This window comes from Bradyrhizobium sp. AZCC 1588 (assembly GCF_036924735.1).
In the GTDB taxonomy this organism is placed as follows: domain Bacteria; phylum Pseudomonadota; class Alphaproteobacteria; order Rhizobiales; family Xanthobacteraceae; genus Bradyrhizobium.
In genome coordinates, this window is record NZ_JAZHSC010000001.1 from 1,675,557 (window position 1) to 1,691,869 (window position 16,313).

At 63.5% G+C, this 16,313-nt stretch carries 13 protein-coding genes; 4 read left to right on the plus strand and 9 right to left on the minus strand.

The window, feature by feature from the left end; genetic code table 11:
* Positions 1-164 precede the first annotated feature (164 nt).
* The 6 genes from V1277_RS07780 to mobB form a co-directional block, all read right to left on the minus strand.
* The gene (locus tag V1277_RS07780; RefSeq protein ID WP_334415680.1) at positions 165-1,817 is read right to left on the minus strand and encodes an OFA family MFS transporter; all 1,653 of its coding nucleotides are present in this window, start codon (positions 1,815-1,817) and stop codon (positions 165-167) included.
* 361 nt (positions 1,818-2,178) lie between these two features.
* Positions 2,179-4,203 (minus strand): sensor histidine kinase, encoded by a 2,025-nt coding sequence (locus V1277_RS07785; protein WP_334415681.1) that lies wholly within the window; start codon positions 4,201-4,203, stop codon positions 2,179-2,181.
* Positions 4,196-5,629, minus strand: coding sequence for a sigma-54-dependent transcriptional regulator (locus V1277_RS07790; protein WP_334415682.1), 1,434 nt, complete (start codon positions 5,627-5,629; stop codon positions 4,196-4,198). Before V1277_RS07790 ends, V1277_RS07785 begins: the two co-directional genes overlap by 8 nt.
* Before the next feature lie 106 nt (positions 5,630-5,735).
* Positions 5,736-5,972, minus strand: a complete 237-nt coding sequence (locus V1277_RS07795; RefSeq protein WP_334415683.1) for a sulfurtransferase TusA family protein — start codon at positions 5,970-5,972, stop codon at positions 5,736-5,738.
* A gap of 41 nt (positions 5,973-6,013) precedes the next feature.
* Complete coding sequence (locus V1277_RS07800) at positions 6,014-7,270, minus strand: molybdopterin molybdotransferase MoeA (RefSeq protein WP_334415684.1); 1,257 nt, start codon at positions 7,268-7,270, stop codon at positions 6,014-6,016.
* A gap of 8 nt (positions 7,271-7,278) precedes the next feature.
* Positions 7,279-7,806 (minus strand): molybdopterin-guanine dinucleotide biosynthesis protein B, encoded by a 528-nt coding sequence (mobB, locus tag V1277_RS07805; protein WP_334415685.1) that lies wholly within the window; start codon positions 7,804-7,806, stop codon positions 7,279-7,281.
* Between the two features lie 220 nt (positions 7,807-8,026).
* Here mobB and fdhD point away from each other — a divergent pair, with 220 nt between their 5' ends.
* The 3 genes from fdhD to V1277_RS07820 all read left to right on the plus strand — a co-directional run bounded on the left by fdhD (position 8,027) and on the right by V1277_RS07820 (position 10,521).
* Complete coding sequence (gene fdhD / locus V1277_RS07810) at positions 8,027-8,917, plus strand: formate dehydrogenase accessory sulfurtransferase FdhD (RefSeq protein WP_334364602.1); 891 nt, start codon at positions 8,027-8,029, stop codon at positions 8,915-8,917.
* Entirely contained in the window at positions 8,862-9,527 is a 666-nt protein-coding gene (gene mobA, locus V1277_RS07815) for a molybdenum cofactor guanylyltransferase MobA (RefSeq protein ID WP_334415686.1), read from the plus strand. The genes fdhD and mobA overlap by 56 nt, the downstream gene beginning before the upstream one ends.
* Positions 9,528-9,840: 313 nt before the next feature.
* Positions 9,841-10,521 carry a hypothetical protein gene (locus tag V1277_RS07820; protein ID WP_334415687.1) on the plus strand — a complete coding sequence of 227 codons (681 nt, stop codon included), beginning with the start codon at positions 9,841-9,843 and terminating at the stop codon, positions 10,519-10,521.
* 67 nt (positions 10,522-10,588) lie between these two features.
* Here V1277_RS07820 and V1277_RS07825 read toward each other — a convergent pair whose 3' ends face one another.
* The 3 genes from V1277_RS07825 to V1277_RS07835 are packed head-to-tail and all read right to left on the minus strand — an operon-like array spanning position 10,589 to position 14,867.
* Entirely contained in the window at positions 10,589-11,737 is a 1,149-nt protein-coding gene (locus V1277_RS07825; RefSeq protein ID WP_334415688.1) for an FAD-dependent monooxygenase, read from the minus strand.
* A 54-nt stretch (positions 11,738-11,791) separates the two neighbouring features.
* Positions 11,792-13,753 (minus strand): molybdopterin biosynthesis protein, encoded by a 1,962-nt coding sequence (locus tag V1277_RS07830; RefSeq protein WP_442894457.1) that lies wholly within the window; start codon positions 13,751-13,753, stop codon positions 11,792-11,794.
* A 1-nt stretch (position 13,754) separates the two neighbouring features.
* Positions 13,755-14,867, minus strand: a complete 1,113-nt coding sequence (locus V1277_RS07835; protein WP_334415690.1) for a molybdopterin-binding protein — start codon at positions 14,865-14,867, stop codon at positions 13,755-13,757.
* 183 nt (positions 14,868-15,050) lie between these two features.
* Here V1277_RS07835 and V1277_RS07840 point away from each other — a divergent pair, with 183 nt between their 5' ends.
* Complete coding sequence (locus V1277_RS07840) at positions 15,051-16,262, plus strand: ABC transporter substrate-binding protein (RefSeq protein WP_334415691.1); 1,212 nt, start codon at positions 15,051-15,053, stop codon at positions 16,260-16,262.
* Positions 16,263-16,313: the final 51 nt, after the last annotated feature.

The window sequence follows — 16,313 nt, forward strand, 5'->3', positions numbered from 1 at the left end:
CCGATCACTGAATGAGAACGCGAATTTGGTCGGGAGATCAATAAAGCCGTCTCATGCTGCGATTGCGAATGCGCATTGATCTGGATTTTCGATTAGTCGATTTGAATTCGACATCGCATCTGAAATGCCGTCGCGGAACGCTCGCCCCGCGACGGCCGGAAAAGTCAGAGGATCTTGACGGCGCTCTCCAGCGTCTTCCAGACGCCCCAGGCCAGGGGAATGCCGACGAAGGCCCAGAACAGCGCAGCCTTGGCGTCGAGCCCACCGAACCCGATGCCGTAGGATCCTGACGGCCCCGAGCTGCCCGCGCTCGCTGTCGCCGCCTGCAGCTTGGCGACCTCGGCGTCGCTCATGTGCCACTTCGCGTCGACCGGCTTGATCAGGTAGTTGCAGATCAGGCCCGCGATCAGCATCGCGCACAGGATGTACATCGTCGTGTTGTAGAGCTGGTCGCGCGGCACGCCGGCCGCAAGCTGGAACTCGCGGATGTAGTTCACCACCACGGGACCGATGATGCCGGCGGTCGACCACGCCGTCAGCAGACGGCCATGGATGGCACCCACGAATTGCGTGCCGAACATATCGGCGAGATAGGCCGGCACGGTGGCGAAGCCGCCGCCATACATCGACAGGATGATGCCGAAGCCGAGCACGAACAGAAGCTTCGAGCCCATCGCGGCGAAGGTCGGCGCCAGCGCATAGAGCACGATGCCCAGGATGAAGAACGTATAATAGGTGTTCTTGCGGCCCATCTTGTCCGACAGCGAGGCCCAGAAGAAGCGGCCGCCGATGTTGAACAGCGAGAGCAGCCCGGCGAAGCCGGCCGCAATCCCCGCAATGGTCGCCTTCTGCGTAGCGTCAAGCTGGTTGAAGCCGACGTCGGGCAATCCGATCAGCTTGCCGGCGAAGATTTCCTGCAGCATCGGCGAAGCCATGCCGATCACGCCGATGCCGGCAGAGACGTTGAGGCAGAGCACCCACCAGATCAGCCAGAACTGCGGCGTCTTGTGCGCGTCCTTCAGGTGGACGTGGTTCTGCGAGATCATCGCATTGGCCTTCGCCGGCGGTGTCCAACCCTCGGGCCGCCAGCCCGCCGGCGGAATGCGATAGCGGAAGGCGCCGATCATCATGAACACGAAGTAGATCGCGCCCATCGCGATGAAGGTTTCCCAGGCGCCGACCGAGGTCGGCGACTTGAAATAGTTCATCAACAGGTTCGCCAGCGGCGCGCCGATCATGGCGCCGCCGCCAAAGCCCATGATGGCCATGCCGGTCGCCATGCCGCGGCGGTCCGGAAACCATTTCACCAACGTCGACACCGGCGAGATGTAGCCGAGGCCGAGCCCGATGCCGCCGATCACGCCGCTTCCTAGCCACAACAGCCACAGTTGATGGGTGATGATACCGATCGCGCCCAGCACCAGACCGCCGCACCAGCACAGCGCCGACACAAAACCCGCCTTGCGCGGTCCGACACGCTCCAGCCAGCCGCCCCAGATCGCGGCGGAGACGCCGAGCAACACGAAGAACAGCGTGTACATCCAGCCCATGCTGGCGACTTTCCAGTCGCAGGTGGTGGTGAACAATTCCTGCACCAGCGTCATGTCCGGGCAGGCTTTCGGCGCGGTCACGCCGATCGCGCGCGACAGCGGCAGCCAGAACACGCTGAAGCCGTATGCCATGCCGATGCACAGATGAATGCAGAGCGCGGCCGGCGGCACCAGCCAGCGATTGAAGCCGGCGGTCGCAATCGTTCGCTCCTTGTCGAGAATCCCGAGCGCACCCGATGGTGCGAGCGTGGCATCGGCTATCGTCATAGGCATATTCTCCAGGTTCGCGGCCTTACCGGGCACGATTGTTGAGAGGTTGGGGTATTGGATGGGGGCAGCGCCGACCGTATGCGCGGACTTGCGATGTCCGCGCGACAGATCGGAGTTCATGGCGAGGCAAAATCGTTTTGAGGTGCGGCATGGGCACGTCATGAAGACGGCAAGCGCGCGCAGTCGCCCAGCTTGCGACCGAATATCCGATCATCGCGCCCCTCCCCACTTCAGTTCTTGAGTGAGAAGTCAGCAATCCGCGTGCCAAATCGCGCGATGCAGAAAATCAATCACTTAACCAAATGCCGGCCGACATATCGGACAAAATGTCCGGATAGCCGCTGGACAAAATGTCCGGTCAGCTCGCTTCCGGCAGCCACACCCGGAATGTACTCCCGGAGCCGACCTGGCTTTCCACCGTGATCTGGCCACGCTGGCGCTTCACCAGCGTCTGACTGATGGAAAGGCCAAGGCCGGTCCCGTCCCTGCGTTTCGTGGTGAAGAAGGGATCGAAAACCTTGTCCAGGACGTCAGCGCTCATGCCGATGCCGGTGTCGGCCACCTCGATTGAAATGCCCGGGTTGCCGTCGCGATCGGCGTCAGACGAGCGCAGCGTCAACGTGCCGCCGTCCGGCATGGCGTGGATCGCGTTGACGATGAGGTTGATCACGACCTGCTGCAGCTCGGTGCGGTTCATCAAGACCAGGCGGCTCGCCCGATCTTCCCGCGCAACCCTGATTTCGGTCTTGTTCAGGAGATGCTGCACCAGCGGCAGGCAGTCCGCCACAACGCTTCCGGGCGCATGACGCTCGACATAGCCGGCATATTCTTCCGGTCGCGCAAACTGCAAGAGCTTGGTGACGATCTGGCTGATGCGATGGATCTGTTCGTCGACCAGCCGAAACTCGACCTTGGCTTTTTCAGTGTCGGCGCCGATCACGCTGCGGATGACGTCGAGATTGCCCTGCATCACCGCGATCGGGTTGTTGATCTCATGCGCCACGCCCGCGGTGATCTCGCCGATCGCGGCGAGCTTCTCGGACATGATGAGCTGCTTGGTGGTTGCCTCCAGCTTCAGATTGGCGAGTTCGAGATCGCGGGTTCGCTCGCGTACCCGCGCATTCAACTCCTCGTTCCACTCGCGCAACTGACGATCGCGCTCCTGGATCTGGTCCAGCAAGGTATCGAGGTGAACCGCCACCCGGCCGATCTCGTCACCCGATGCCGGCAATTTGGTCCGCGCGGAGAGGTTGCCGCTCTCGACTTCGCCGATCGTCGCCGTGACGCGTTCGAGCGGCATGAAGATCGATTGCGCCCAGCGCAGGAAGATCGGCACGCTTGCCGCCGTGATTGCGATGAACGCCAGCGCAATGATCAGAATCGTCTCAAGCTTTGCGTCGTTGAACGGCTTCTGCAGAAATCCGACATAAAGCATGCCGACGCGCTTGCCGTAGGTGTCGACGAGCGGCTCGTAGGCCGAGATGTACCAGTCGCTGACGACGAAGGCGCTGTCCAGCCAGGTGCGCCCCTCTCCCATCACCGCAGAGCGCACTGCCGCCGACACCCGCGTTCCCAGCGCACGCCGTCCCTCGAACAGGCGGACATTGGTCGAGATCCGCACGTCGTCGAGAAACAGCGTCGCCGTTCCCTGGCTACCCTCGGGCAGGCTGGCCGCCCGATAGACGAGGTCGTTGATCGTGTCGATGAATTCCAGATTCTGGTTCAGCAGAATCCCGCCAACCAGCGCGGCTGGCCCGCCTCCGGGAGCCGTTGCGCGGCTGGCCGCATGTACCACCATGCCATTGGTTTCGGTGCCGCGATCGGTTGGCATCGCGTTTGGTGTCGGCACCAGGTCGAGACGCGCGCGCTGGGCAAGAACAGGCGAAATCGCTGCAAGTTCGTCGTTGGTGAAGATATCGATGCCTGTCGACGGGGATTCGCCTGACAACGCCGACGTGATGATCGGCCAATCGGCCCTTGGCGCTCCCTCAAGCGCGGGCGACGAGGCGATGATTTTTCCGCCGGCATCCGTCAAGTAGAGGAAGTCGAGACCCATCTCCTTGCGGGACTGTTCGAGCAAACTCGCCACCGCGGAGATCGTTTCCCGCTCTTCGACCTCCCGGAAGCGGAACGAAAGGCTCAGGCCGCGGATCTGAACGCCGGTCTTTTCCAGAATGCGGGCCAGATATTGGTGGGCGATCGTGAGGTCGCCGTTCACCTTGGAGATCAGCGTAGCGTCGAACCGCGCATTCCAGCGATAGATGGCGACCCCAAGCAGAAGCGGCAGGATGACCAGCATCGGCAGCAGCGCAATCGCGAGCAGCCGGAAGCGAACGGATGCCCCGCGCACCGGCCCCTCGATGCGGCGTACCCGGTCAGCCATTCCATAACGCGAGTTTGCGATCGATGGTCTTGCGCGAGATGCCGAGCCGCCGCGCTGCTTCCTCGCGGTTGCCGCCGGTTTCCTTCAGCACCGAAAGAATGTGCCGACGCTCCAGGTCCGCAAGACTGTCGGCGGTGGCGACCTGCCCGTCGATCCGCGGGCCTGCGAAATCGTCCGGGAACGCGCCGAGGATCAAGGTGCGCTCGATCAAATTGCGCAGCTCGCGCACATTGCCGGGCCAGTCGTAACTCGCGAGCGCGGCCCGCACTGCGCTATCGATCGGAACCGGCGGCATGCCGAGCTGGATCGAGAGCTTGTTCATGAAGATGGTGGCGAGCTCCTGCACGTCGTCGCCGCGGTCCTTGAGCAAAGGCAGATGAATCTGCATGACGTTCAGGCGGTAATAGAGATCGGGGCGAAAGCGTCCCCTCTCGACTTGCTTTTGCAGATCGGCATTGGTCGCAAAGATGAAGCGAAGATCGACTGGCACTTCACGCTCGGAGCCGACGGGACGAACGCGGCGGTCCTCCAGAACGCGCAGCAATTTGCTCTGCATCGGCAACGGCAGTTCGCCGATTTCATCGAGGAACAGCGTGCCGCCATGCGCATAGAGGAACAGGCCCTCGCGGCCGCTATCCGCACCCGTAAAGGCACCCTTGATGTGCCCGAACAGCTCGGCCTCGATCATCTCGGGCGGAATGGCGGCGCAGTTCACCGGCACAAAAGGCTTGTCGGCGCGATCGGAGAGGGAGTGAATCGAGCGCGCCGCGACTTCCTTGCCGGTTCCGGATTCCCCGGTGAGCAGGATCGAGGTCGGCAGGCGCGCGACGCGGGCAATGGTTTCCCGCACGCTGCGCGCCGCTGGCGACTCCCCGATCAGATTGTCGCGCAGGAAGGTGCGATCGGATGAAGCGCGCAGCGCATAACGCAAAACGTAGTTCTCGCGCTGCAGCCGGACCCGGTCGAGGCAACGCGCAACCGCATTGAGGATCTGGTTCGAGCGGAATGGTTTCAGCACGAAGTCGACCGCGCCGGCGCGCAGCGCCTGGATCGCTGTGTCGAGATCGGCATAGGCTGTAATCAGGATGGCGTCGGCGAAGAAGCCGACGGCCCGCTGCTCCGCCAACCAGTCGACGCCGTTCTTGCCCGGCATGATGTTGTCGAGAATGACGACGTCGAACCGGCTCTTGTCGAGCTTGCGCGAGGCTTCGTCGGTGTCGGCGGCCTCTTCCACGTGCTTGCAATGCGGCCCCAGCGTGCGCACGAGAAAATTGCGCATGCCGGGCTCGTCATCGACGATCAGGATCGAGGCCTGCGCCAGCGCGCTGAACTCGGGACCGCCGGCCGGCTTGCCTGATTTGGCCGCCGGTTCATGGACCGTCGCAGGGGATACCGCTGCGCTCGCCTTCGATGTCGGGAGGTTCATGGCGGGATTTGTAGGACCGATTGTCGCACCCGGCAATCGGTCGCTGTCGTGAACTCGTCTAATTGATGCGAGGGTCTACCCGCGGGATCGCCCAAGCATCCGGCTTTTATATCGCCCCATTTGCTTTTTCTATCAGAAACACGATGCGGTCCGGGCTGCGCTCGGTGATTTCGACCTTGTCGCCGGTCTCGCGAATGAGGTTCGGAATGTCAATCACTGACAGCGGATCGGTGCAGAGCACCTCCAGCCTGTCGCCAGGCGGCAGCGTCTTCAGCGCCTTGCGTGTCTTCAACGCCGGCAACGGGCATTTCAGGCCAGCGAGATCGAGTTTTGTCGTCGTCATGGGCCGACCATGGCGAAGGGGGCCCGCATCGTCAACGGACATCAGTTGATCAGGCTTGCATAAGACAGGAACCCGACTGCCTGGCCGGGCGACACCTGCGTGACGTCTTCGCCGAGTTCGACCAGGCCATCGGTGTCCGCCAGCGACGACAAGAGCCCTGCGCCTTCGCGCGGAAATTTCACTGCTTCGAGCGCGCCATCGGCGCCCTTGCGCAAGCTGACGCGGACATATTCGCGGCGCGAAATCTTCTTCTTGTAGCTGAAGGCGGCGCGAACCGGCATCGGCCGGAGCGGCTCCGGCCGGGCACCGGACAGCGCCAGAATGGTCGGCCGCACCACGTGAACGAAAGTGACAAAACTCGCCACCGGATTGCCCGGCAATCCGATGAAGGGCGTGCCGCCGATGATGCCCATCGCGACGGGGCGTCCCGGCTTGATTGCCATCCGCCACAACACAAGCCTGCCGACACTTTCGACGCTTGCCTTGACGTGGTCCTCCTCGCCGGTCGAAACGCCGCCCGTCGTGAGCATCAAATCATGGCTGCCGGCGACGTCCTGCAGCGCGCGGGCCAGCGAGGCGCGATCATCCCTGATAATGCCGAGATCGCTGACTTCGCAGCCGAGCCGCGACAACATTGCCATCAGCATGAAACGGTTTGAATCGAACAATTGCACCGCGGCGCGCGCTTCGCCCGGCGAGGCCAGTTCGTTGCCGGTGGAAAACACCGCGACGCGAATGCGCCTTGTGACATCGAGTTGTGTCAGGCCAAAGGCTGCGGCGAGCGCAACGTCCTGCGGCCGCAGCCGCTGGCCGCCCTGCAGCGCCGCAAAACCTGAAGCAATGTCTTCGCCCGCGGGGCGTACATTGGCGCCCGGCTTGAGGCCTGCGGGAAGCACCACCTTGTCGCCCTCGACGCGCACGTCTTCCTGCATGAACACGGTATCTGCGCCTTCGGGCATCGGCGCACCGGTGAAGATGCGCATTGCCTGCCCCGGCTTGAGCGGCGCAGATGCCGAACTGCCCGCCTGAACGCGGCCGGTGACCGGAAACGTTTGCTCTTCCTGCTGCGGCAGGTCGCGGCTCGCAACCGCATAGCCGTCGACGGCGGAATTGGTGAAGGGCGGCAGCGGCAGCGGCGCCAGGATCTCGTGCGCCAGAATGCGGCCATCGGCGCGGGCAAGCGTAACCGTCTCGATATCCACGACCGGCGTCACACGCGTGGCAATAAGGCCGACGGCCTCATCGACCGACATCATCGGACCGCCGAAGGCAAAGCAATCGTCGGACAATTGCGCCATGTGCCTGATCAGCCCTCAGCTTCGCATTTCGCCAGCACGTCTTCGAGCGATATTGCAGACCGCAACATCATCGCCGCCACCGCCTCGATATCGTCGAGATGGGCAGTCGGCAACTTGGTTTCAACCGCCGTATCGGTCGCTAGCCCGACGATACCGGGATCCTCGGGGAACAGCAGCGGTTTTTCATTCGCGGCGCGATAGACCTCGATCTTGCGGTGCGGCTCGCGCTTGAAGCCCTCGACGACGACGAGATCGACCGGCGACATCTTCGCCAGCAGTTCCGGCAATCGCGGCTCATGCGCCCCGCGCAGCTCATGCATCAAGGCCCAGCGCCGCCCTGATGAGACCAGAACTTCGGCCGCACCGGCCTCGCGGTGCCGCCAGGAATCCTTGCCGGGCACGTCGACGTCGAAGGCGTGATGGGCGTGCTTGATCACGGACACGCGCAGGCCCTGTTTTAGGAATTGCGGGATCGCCCGCGTCAGCAAGGTGGTCTTGCCGGCGCCGCTCCATCCCGCGAGGCCTATCACTTTCATCTCATACTCCGACAGCGGTACTAGTATCCCCGCCAAGCCCGGGCAAAAGCGCGAAGCGCGTCTTCACCCTGGAAGTCCCCGGCATCCACGTCTTGACGCTATCGCAGCAAGAGAAAGGCGTGGATGGCCGGGACAAGCCCGGACATGACGGCTAGACCGTGACTTGTTAACTCCGGTCCTTATATCAGCCCGGAGACAAAGTCATGCTAACCTGCGTCCTATGATGAAGATGGAAAAAGCCCCGGCCCCCCTGATCGTGCCGAACCCCGAGGATCCGCGGCTGACCGAGCGCGTCGCCGGGACCGACCAGACGGGTGCGGCGGTCGAAATCCGGGTGCCGGTGGAGCGGCCGCTGACGCTGTATTTGAACGCACAGGAGATCGTCACCATGATGACGATCGGCGACTATCCGGAATATCTGGCGCTCGGCTATCTCCTGAACCAGAACATGCTGAAATACGACGACGTCGTCACCGAGGTCGAGTATGACGATGACCTTCAGGTCGTGGTGGTGCGCACCGAGCATCACACCAATTTCGAAGCCAAGCTGAAGAAACGCACGCAGACTTCCGGCTGTGCGCAGGGCACGGCGTTCGGCGACCTGCTCGAAGCGGTGGAAAGCGTGGCGTTGCCGAAGGCCGAGTTGCGCACGTCGTGGCTCTACCAGATGACGCGCACGATCAATACCATGCCATCGCTTTATCTGGAGGCCGGCGCGATCCATGGCTGCGTGCTGTGCAAGGAAGGCACACCCGTCTGCTACACCGAGGACGTCGGCCGTCATAACGCCGTCGACAAGATTGCCGGCTGGATCTATCGCCACGGCGTCGATCCCGCCGACAAGATCCTCTACACCACGGGCCGGCTCACCTCTGAGATGGTAATCAAGACGGTACGGATGGGCATTCCCATCCTGGTTTCGCGCTCGGGCTTCACCGCGTGGGGCGTCGAGCTGGCGCGGCAGGTCGGGCTGACGCTGGTTGGCCGCACGCGCGGCAAGCGCTTCATTGCGCTGTCAGGACAGGAGCGGATCGTGTTCGACCAGGACCTCGACTATGTCGAGGAAGAATCCGCGCGGCACAAGCGCAAGGGCGAAGAGCGTGACGAGTAAAATTCCAGGCGTGCTGCTCGCCGGCGGCCTCGCGCGGCGGATGGGTGGCGGCGACAAGCCGATGCGCACGATCGCCGGCCGCACCATCCTCGATCGCGTGATCGCGCGCCTTGCGCCGCAATGCGACGGCCTGATCCTCAACGCCAATGGTGACCCAGCACGTTTCGCAGCGTTCGGCCTTCCTGTCATTGCCGACAGCGTCGCCGATTTTCCTGGCCCGCTCGCCGGCATTCTGGCCGCACTCGACTGGGCTGCGGTCAACCGGCCCGATGTAAAATTTGTTCTCAGCGCCGCCGCAGACTGCCCATTCCTGCCGCGCGATCTGGTCTCCAGGCTGCATGACGCGGTCGAAGCGGAGAATGCGGAGTTGGCCGTTGCCGCCTCCGATGGCCAGTCGCATCCGGTGATCGGATTATGGAGCATCGGCTTGCGCGAACAACTTCGCCACGCGCTGGTCGTCGAGGACATCAGAAAGATCGACCGCTGGACCGCGCGCTACAGGCTCGCCACGGTGACATGGCCGGTCACCCCGCTCGATCCGTTCTTCAACGCCAACACCATGAACGACATCGCGGAAGCGGAACGGCTAGCCGCGCTGGATGGCGGTTAGGCTTCGTCCCCCGGACGCAACGCAGCATGCAATGCTGCGCTGCTGAGCCGGGGTCCATGCCTCCCGGCGAAGAGTGGATCCCGGCTCTGCGGAGCAGCGTTACACGCTGCACCGCGTCCGGGACACGCGCCATGTATGCACCAGCAGCGCTGTCCCGCCCTTTGCGAAAAACGACCGTGAATAGACTCGGCAGCAATCCACCAAGCTACCTGGATATTGACGAAATCGGTCGTGATTTCAGATTCAGATTAAATACGATTTAATGTACTTGCCAATAAGGTAGCCACGGCGGATCTAACGCGAGGCCGTGGCCATGTTCGGACGCAGGACGACTTTCGGCACCAAGCAACCAAGCTTTTCCGAATTCAAGGAGACGATGCGTCCGACACCGGACGCAGATGGTGTGACCCGCGTTTTCTCCAAGGAACTCTGGGACGATCCAAAGATCGGCAAATTTCTGCGGGAAGTCGGCTTTGCTCCGGATGATGCGCGCAACATCCTACCCACGGCACAGGATTATATCGCTCTCTTTGCCGCGGCCAAGAAGCGACTGGATGAGCGCACCGAGGCTTTCAACCGCGAAATGACCACGCGCTACGGCTATTGCCGCGCCGCGCCATTTCTGGTCATCGACCACACCATCTGGGACGGCGAGCATGGTGCGTTTCTATATGCCCAGATGAACCTCATCGGATACGATGACTGGAACGTATTGATGTTGGCGGCGGATGTACGCACCAAAGAGCTCTGTGACATCGCAGGCCATCCCGGCACGGTGCCTGCGGTTACGGAGGTCATGACCAAGCGCGTGATCGACTGGAAGCAGCGCCATGATCTCGCGCTCGAAGCGTTCGGAGTTACCGCGATGGGTGGCCAAGGCATCACGCGAGAGCAATACGAGGCTGAACAGGACACGCTGCGCAGGGAGATTGTGGACAATGTCGGCTGGATGAAGCCACGGATCATAAGCGAGCTGTTGCGCGTTCAGGGCTAGAGCATGATCCGGACCCGACGGGCCGCGTCAGCGCAAAGTGGGAATCGGTTTTCCGAAAAGATCATGCTCAAATCAAAGAGAAATTACGCGCGGCCAGCGGTACGGTCCAGGCGTCGTAGCCGTACACCCAGTCGGTATCGGTTTTGCCGCTGAGCCAGGTATTCGCGCGCGAGGTCGCTTGAATGCGCGTGGTTCGCTCCTTGCGCGTGGCCTCGAAGCGGCGGAATGCGTTGGCAACGCCTTCCCGCTCGACGCCATCGAGGCAACGCGACAGCACGGCGGCGTCCTCGATCGCCATCGCCGCGCCCTGCGCCATGTAGGGTGTCATCGGATGGCAGGCATCGCCAAGCAACGTCACATTGCGATCCGCCCAATGCTCCAGCGAATTGCGATCGACGATCGCCCATTTGTGCACGTCGGGGCACGCGGCCAGCACCTGCACCACCTGGCGGTGGAAGCCGGCGAACGCCTTGCGCAATTCCCTGACATCGCCTTTCGCCGACCATGATTCAATCCGGAAATCCGGCTCCGGCTGGCTGGTGACGAGATAGATCTCACTGCGGTCCGGCTTGACGTAATAGATGACGATGTGGCGGTCCTCGCCCCACCATTTGGTGCAGTCGTCGATCTCTGCGCCGCCGAGCAGCGCTGCGGGATAGGTGGTGCGGTAGGCGATCCGCCCGGTGAAGTTCACCGGTGAGGTGCCGAACAGGATATCTCTCACGACCGAATGAACGCCGTCGGCGCCGATCACAGCGTCGGCCGTTGCGGTTTCGCCGTTACTAAAGGCGAGCCGAACGCCTTCGCCGGTTTCCTCCAGCCCGACCAGTTTGTGGTTGAGCCTGATGCAGGCATTGGGGACGGCGCTGGCGAGCGCCGCATGCAGATCGCCGCGATGCGCCAAAAGATAGGGCGCGCCGAATTTCTGTTCGGCGCTCTCGCCGAAGATCATGTCGAACTTGATGTCGCCGGTGCGCCAGTCGCGGTTATTCCAGGAACGCGGATAGAAGGATTGCGTGCGCAGCCTCGCCTCCAACCCCAGGGCGCGCAACACCTTCATCCCATTGCAGCCGATCTGGATGCCGGCCCCGATCCGCGCGAATTGCGTGGCCTGTTCATAGACCCTGACATCGATGCCGACCCGCCTGAGCGCCGCGGCGGTTGCGAGCCCACCCATGCCGGCGCCGACGATCGCAATCGATAGCGGTCTTGCCATTCCCATCCCTGCCCGAGCCGCTTCTGTTGACGGCTTCTTCAGCCCGCGAACGCTTCAGGCCGGCCGGAAACCTGCCTGCAGCAGTGCCGTGCGCGCGCCGTCCGACACCAGCGCATCGAGAAACGCCTGCACGGCCGGTCTCTGCTTGCGCGCCGTCACCAGCGCAAAATCATAATGCTCCTCGGCAAAGGGAATGAAACCCAGGTTTGACGCATGCGCGACCGGCGCAATGGTCATGCCCCAATCGGCACGGTGCTGCGCGACCGCAGCCGCAACCGCATTGTGCGAGCGCGGCTGATTCCAGTAGCCATCGGGTCGCGCACCGCCGAGCAGCCGGTCGATCAGGATGCGCGTGCCGGCGCCCTGGTTGCGATTGACCATGATGCAGGCTGGGTCGGCCAGGGCCGCGCGCACCGCCTCCTCCGCGCTCACCCCCTCGAAGCGCCGATCGCCCTTGCGGAATACGATGCCCTGCATGCGACGCCATCCCGGCACCAGCTCGAGCCCGTCGCTGAGATACGGCGTGTTGTAGGTCTCGGTCGTCTCGTCGAACAAATGGATCGGCGCAAGATCGCACTCGCCGCGCTTGGCGGCCGAGAGACCGCCGAGGCTTCCGACGGCGATCGAGCGCACGGTGAGCCCGGCATGCGCCAGCGGCGCTGTGACCAGATCGAGCCCGGTGCAATGGCTGCCGACGATGACGAGATCGGGTACCCGCACATGCGGCGTGAACAGCGTCACCTCGGCCTCGCTGCCAGCCGGCATCTGGTCCGCCAGCGCATCGATGCGCAGAAAGCCGTCGGCCTGGGCAAAGGAGGTGATGGCGCCGGAGCCCTTGCCTGTGGGGTACGCGACCAGCCCATCCGCGCCTTCAACCAGCGACACCATGACGAATTCGGCGCGGCCGAGTTCGGACGCGATCCGCACGGGAACGCGGGCATTGACCTTGGCGTCCGAACGCGGCGGCAGTCCTGCCATCCGCCGCAGCACCGGCACGATCATGTCGTGGAAGGTGAACATCGCCGAGGTCGGAAATCCCGGCAGGATGATGACAGGCTTGCCGTCGCATACCGCAAGGCACAGCGGCTTGCCTGGCTTCAGCGCGACGCCATGGGCGATGATGCCGGGCTTGCCGAGCCGGCCGATGATGCGGTGCGACACGTCGCCCGCGCCCTTGGAAGTGCCGCCTGACAGCACCAGCATGTCGCTGCTCGCGAGTGCTTCGCGCATCGCGGATTCGAGTTGCGCCTCATCATCGGCGATGGCGCCGAGAAACTTTGCCTCGCCGCCATTCTCCGTGATCGCTGCCGTGACGATCGCGCCATTGGTGTCGTAGATCGCAGCCGGCCGCAGGGAATGGCCAGGCTGCACCAGTTCGTCGCCGGTGGAGATGATCGCAACGCGCGACCGCTGCGCGACGGTCACCTCCGCGATGCCGCAGGCCGCCAGCATCCCGATCTCGCGCGAGCCGATGGCGGTCCCGGCGCGCAGCAGCGCCTCGCCACGGGCGATATCGGAGCCGGCATAGGATACGAATTGCCCGGGCGAAGCGGCGCGGCGGATGTCGATCGCGCGATGCCCCGCCGGCTGGGTATGCTCGACCATGACGATGGCGTCCGCCCCGCGTGGCACCGGACCGCCGGTCGCGATCGGCGTGGCTGTTCCCGACAACACCGGCCGTGTCGGGGCGGTGCCGCACGCGATCACTTCGTCGTTCAGCATCACGCGCACCGGTGAAGCCTCGCCGGCGGAAGCAAGGTCGGCGGAACGCACCGCAAAGCCATCGACATTGGAGCGATCGAATGGCGGCACATCGATCGGCGCCACGACGTCCTCGGCAAGCGCACAGCCGAGCGCGTCCGCAAGCGAGCGTTTCTCGCTCGCGACCGCACGCGGAAACAGCGCGGCTTCAAACCGCGCCAGCGCATCCTCACGCGACAGGATGGTCAGGAATTGATCCTGATCGATATTGTCGCGGCCTTTCGGCGAGGGCGTATTCGTCATTCCCGAACCCATATCACTCCCGCAGCATATAGGCATCGACAGGGGTGCCCGCCGCAAATCCTTCCGAGCCGGCGGGCACCGCGAGCCAGGCTTCGGCGCGCGCGATCGCATCGAGCGACAATTCGCCCACCGCCAGCGGGACCCAGGCATCCTGCTTTCGTTCCAGCAGCACGATCTCGGCAATGCCGACGCTTGAAGCAATCTTGCGCGCCAGCGGCAGATTGAGCGTGCTGCGCCGCCGGCGACCCGATAAACGATCGAGCGCGGGAAGCGCCAGCGTCCACCACGCCGCCAAGGCTTGGTCGGGCGCGCCTGGCAACACCACGACCGGCGTCTTGCCTGCACGACCAACGGCCGAAGTGCGGCCTGGTTGCAGGGCAATGCCATGTGCGAGAATCTTTCCGCGCGCGCCCAATGCCGTCACCGCCGTGTCGGTGCGTCCGACACCGGAGCCGCCGACGATCAGCAGCAGATCGCACGCACCGTCATCGATCGCCGCGGTAATCGATGCGGCATCGCGACCTGCAGCCGCGACCAAGACGACCTCACCGCCCGCGGCCCGCGCGCTCTCGGCAACCAAATTCGCGGTTACCGTACCGCCGGGAATATTGACGATGTGCAGGCGCGGACGGCGCACGCTCAATCGCGCCATTCCTGCGGCGCGGGCGATCATGAGATGGCGCGGCAGCACGCGCCGGCCGGCTTCAACGAGACGGCTGCCCGCTGCGATATCGCTGCCGGCCCGGCGCACGCCCTGCCCCGGGATCGCCTCGGCCAGCACCTGCACGAGCGGACCGGACATTTCGACGGAATCGGAATCCAGCACGCAGTCGCAATTGTCAGGAATGATCTCGCCGGCCTCGACCCACACCGGCGCCGCCGTTAATGGCAGCGGCGAATAGGAGGATGCGCCGACAAGGTCGCGCGCGCGGAAGGCATAGCCGTCCGCGGCAGCGATATCGCGCGGCGGGTGGGCGTCGAGCCCCGGCATATCCGCGGCAATACAGCGCAGCGCTTCCGCCAATGTCAGTTCCACCGGCGCGACCGGGTCCACGCCCTCCAGCAACGCGGCGAGCGCCACATCGAGCGGCGTCAGCGAAATCGGCAAGCGCTGGTTCGGGGTCATTGGGGCTCGCCTATGCCCTGAATCGGGCGGAAAATAAATAGAACCGGATACCGCGCGCGTGGTTTAGCCCATCCGACCCACGTTGACGTCGGCGCGAAATAGTTGCAAATGAGACCAATTGGTGGAACCAACCGCCTGAAAAACACCAACGGCCAATGTGCTGATTCCTAGGGAGAAGACAGGATGTTCGCCAGGAAACTATCCAGGCTTGCCGTGCTCATGGCCGCGCTGCTGGCATCGACCGCCGCGCTCGCCCAAGTCTCGGACGACGTCGTCAAGCTCGGCGTTCTCACTGACATGAATGGCCCGGCGGCCACGGCGACCGGCCAGGGCTCGGTCACTGCCGCACAAATGGCGGTGGACGATTTCGGCGGCAAGGTGCTGGGTAAGCCGATCAGCATCATCGTCGGCGATCACCAGTTGAAGCCGGATATCGGCGGCGGCATCGCGCGGCGCTGGTATGACGTCGATCAGGTCGACGTGATCCTCGACGTTCCGGTTTCCGCGGTCGGGCTTGCGGTGCAAAACATCACCAACGAGAAGAAGAAGCTGTTGATCGTGCACTCGACCGGCACCGCAGACTTCCACGGCAAGTTCTGTTCGCCACACGCGATACAATGGGTGTTCGATACCCGCGCGCTGGCGGTCGGCACCGCGCAGGCGGTGGTGAAGCGCGGCGGCGATAGCTGGTTCTTCATCACCGACGACTATGCGTTCGGTCACTCGCTGGAGCGCGATGCTTCCACCGTCGTCACGGCCAGCGGCGGCAAGGTGCTGGGCTCGGTGCGCCCGCCGCTTGCCACGCCTGATCTGTCATCCTTCGTGCTGCAGGCCCAGGCCTCAAAAGCCAAGATCATCGGCATTGCCGCCGGTCCTCCGAACAACATGAACGAGATCAAGACCGGCGCGGAGTTCGGCGTCTTCAAGGGCGGCCAGCAGATGGCCGCGCTGCTCGCGTTGATCACCGACATCCATTCGCTTGGGTTACCGGCAGCGCAGGGGCTGTTGCTGACGACGTCGTTCTATTGGGACATGGACGACAAGACCCGCGAATGGTCGAAGCGCTACTTCGCCAAGATGAACCGGATGCCGACGATGTGGCAGGCCGGTGTCTATTCCTCAGTCATGAGCTATCTCAACGCCATCAAGGAAGCCGGCACCGACGAGCCGTTGAAGGTAGCGGCGAAGATGCGCGAAAAGCCGATCGAGGATTTCTTCTCCCGCAACGGCAAACTGCGCGAGGACAATCTGATGATCCACGACCTGTGGCTGGTGCAGGTCAAGAAGCCGGATGAATCGAAATATCCGTGGGACTACTATCAGATCCTCGCCAAGATTCCCGGCGACGAAGCGTTCGGCCCGCCTGATCCGGCGTGCGCGATGGCGAAGAAGTGACTGCGTAGCAGTCATTCCAGGGCGCGAAGCGAACTATGGTGCGCAATTGCG

What these genes read in the sequence shown, in the direction of transcription:
- V1277_RS07790 (WP_334415682.1), bottom strand. Translation starts at nt 5,629, where the DNA reads ATGAACCTCCCGACATCGAAGGCGAGCGCAGCGGTATCCCCTGCGACG.
- V1277_RS07800 (WP_334415684.1), bottom strand. Translation starts at nt 7,270, where the DNA reads ATGGCGCAATTGTCCGACGATTGCTTTGCCTTCGGCGGTCCGATGATG.
- V1277_RS07785 (WP_334415681.1), bottom strand. Translation starts at nt 4,203, where the DNA reads ATGGCTGACCGGGTACGCCGCATCGAGGGGCCGGTGCGCGGGGCATCC.
- V1277_RS07835 (WP_334415690.1), bottom strand. Translation starts at nt 14,867, where the DNA reads ATGACCCCGAACCAGCGCTTGCCGATTTCGCTGACGCCGCTCGATGTG.
- V1277_RS07780 (WP_334415680.1), bottom strand. Translation starts at nt 1,817, where the DNA reads ATGACGATAGCCGATGCCACGCTCGCACCATCGGGTGCGCTCGGGATT.
- mobA (WP_334415686.1), top strand. Translation starts at nt 8,862, where the DNA reads ATGTCGAGGAAGAATCCGCGCGGCACAAGCGCAAGGGCGAAGAGCGTG.
- fdhD (WP_334364602.1), top strand. Translation starts at nt 8,027, where the DNA reads ATGATGAAGATGGAAAAAGCCCCGGCCCCCCTGATCGTGCCGAACCCC.
- mobB (WP_334415685.1), bottom strand. Translation starts at nt 7,806, where the DNA reads ATGAAAGTGATAGGCCTCGCGGGATGGAGCGGCGCCGGCAAGACCACC.
- V1277_RS07825 (WP_334415688.1), bottom strand. Translation starts at nt 11,737, where the DNA reads ATGGCAAGACCGCTATCGATTGCGATCGTCGGCGCCGGCATGGGTGGG.
- V1277_RS07820 (WP_334415687.1), top strand. Translation starts at nt 9,841, where the DNA reads ATGTTCGGACGCAGGACGACTTTCGGCACCAAGCAACCAAGCTTTTCC.
- V1277_RS07840 (WP_334415691.1), top strand. Translation starts at nt 15,051, where the DNA reads ATGTTCGCCAGGAAACTATCCAGGCTTGCCGTGCTCATGGCCGCGCTG.
- V1277_RS07830 (WP_442894457.1), bottom strand. Translation starts at nt 13,753, where the DNA reads ATGGGTTCGGGAATGACGAATACGCCCTCGCCGAAAGGCCGCGACAAT.
- V1277_RS07795 (WP_334415683.1), bottom strand. Translation starts at nt 5,972, where the DNA reads ATGACGACGACAAAACTCGATCTCGCTGGCCTGAAATGCCCGTTGCCG.